Annotated in this window: 1 protein-coding gene; it reads left to right on the top strand. The window is 69.1% G+C overall.

Annotated elements, in window-relative coordinates; genetic code table 11:
- The first annotated feature begins 5 nt into the window (after nt 1-5).
- On the top strand, nt 6-1,679 hold the full coding sequence (locus RMO85_RS11765; RefSeq protein ID WP_310528912.1) for a DUF885 domain-containing protein: 1,674 nt from the start codon (nt 6-8) through the stop codon (nt 1,677-1,679).
- Nucleotides 1,680-1,915: the final 236 nt, after the last annotated feature.

The following is a 1,915-nucleotide window of genomic DNA, read 5'->3' as shown; positions in this document are numbered from 1 at the left end:
TCCGCGTGACGACTCGGACCGTTGATGCCCTGTGTGACCAGTTCGTCGAGGACTACGCGACCCTCGACCCGATCTCCGCGACCGCGTTCGGGGTGGCCGGCCACGACGACCGGCTGACCGACCTGTCGCCTCCGGGCTACGACGCGCGGATCGCACTCGTGCGTGCGGCGGTCCGGGCGGTCGAGGCGGCCACGCCGGTCGATGACCGCGAGGCAGCGGCTCGCGACTCGTTCCTGGAGCGCAACCGACTCGAGCTCGAACTGGAGGAGGCCGGTCTGAGCCGATCGCGGATGTCGGTGCTCTGGAGTGGCCTGCACGAGATCCGTGAGGTCTTCGACCTGATGCCGACCGAGGGCGAGGAGGCCATCGCCAACATCGCTGCGCGCCTGGCGGCCGTCCCGACCGCCCTCGAGGGCCTCCGCGCCACCCTCTCCGACGAGGCCCGCAAGGGCAACGTGGCGGCGGCGCGGCAATACGCCGAGGTCGCGGAGCAAGTACGCCGCTGGACCGGTCAGGCAGGTGAGGGTGGCGACTTCTTCGCCGGCCTCGTCACGCGACTCGGCGTCGAGGATCCGACGGAGCTCTCGGCGTACGCCGCCGCCGCGAGCCGTGCTTTCGCCACCTTCGGGCTGTTCCTGTCCGACGAGCTGGAACCTCAGGGTCGTGAGAAGGAGGCGGTCGGACGCGAGCACTACGCCCTCGCCAGTCGCTACTTCCTCGGGGCAGAGGTCGATCTCGATGAGACCTACGCGTGGGGTTGGACCGAGCTGAATCGGCTCAGCGACCTGATGGCCGAGACCGCCGAGACGATCCTGCCGGGGTCGACGGTCGACGAGGCCGTGGCCCACCTCGAGGCCGACGAGACGCGGGTCGTCAAGGGTCGCGAGGTCTTCCGCGAATGGATGCAGGACCTTGCCGACCGCACCATTGCCGATCTCGCGGACACCCACTTCGACATTCCCGAGCCGATCCGCAGGATCGAGTGCATGCTGGCGCCCACCAACGAGGGTGGCATCTACTACACCGGCCCCTCCGAGGACTTCACGAGGCCAGGTCGGATGTGGTGGTCGGTGCCCGACGGCATCGAGGACTTCCACCCGTGGCGCGAGGTCACGACCGTCTTTCACGAGGGCGTCCCGGGCCACCACCTGCAGGTCGCCCAGACGGCCTACCGCAAGGAGAGCCTCAACCGCTGGCAACGGCTGATGTGCTGGTGCAGCGGCCACGGCGAGGGGTGGGCGCTGTACGCCGAACGGCTGATGGACGAGCTCGGCCACCTCGATGACCCGGCGGACAAGCTCGGCATGCTCGACGGCCAGTCGCTGCGCGCGGCCCGCGTGATCGTCGACATCGGCATGCACCTGGAGCTCGAGATCCCGGCCGACAACCCGTTCGGCTTCCATCCCGGCGAGACGTGGACGCCCGAGCTGGGGCTGGAGTTCATGCGCCAGCACTGCCGCATGGACGACGCGGTGATCCAGTTCGAGGTCAAGCGCTACCTCGGCCTGCCGGGCCAGGCTCCGGCATACAAGGTCGGCGAACGCATCTGGCTGGAGTCACGCACGCAAGTCCAGGAGCGCCAGGGCGACCGGTTCGACCTGAGGGCCTTTCACCGCGCCGCCCTCGACCTCGGTTCGCTGGGGCTCGACCCGCTGAAGGCTGCACTGTCCCGGCTGTGATGCCTCGTGGCGCATACTTCACTGGCAGACGCTCGAATCACAGCCAATCTCGGTACGCCGCGGCATCTCGTCCGCGCGGAAGGGCACCCATGTACCTGAGCGCAGCCATCATCCCCCCGCTGGCCGTGCGGCAGGAGATCGCCCAGGCGGTGGCCGGGATCCTCGAGCAGATGGACCCCCCCGTCTCGTCTCGATGGAGGGACAGGTTCACCTCGAGGACCGCGACGGCGGTGCTG

Origin of the sequence: Nocardioides sp., from assembly GCF_031422975.1 — a bacterium.
Classification (GTDB): Bacteria; Actinomycetota; Actinomycetes; order Propionibacteriales; family Nocardioidaceae; genus Nocardioides.
The sequence above is the reverse complement of the archived record's forward strand: the minus strand, read 5'-3'. Positions and strand labels throughout refer to the sequence as shown.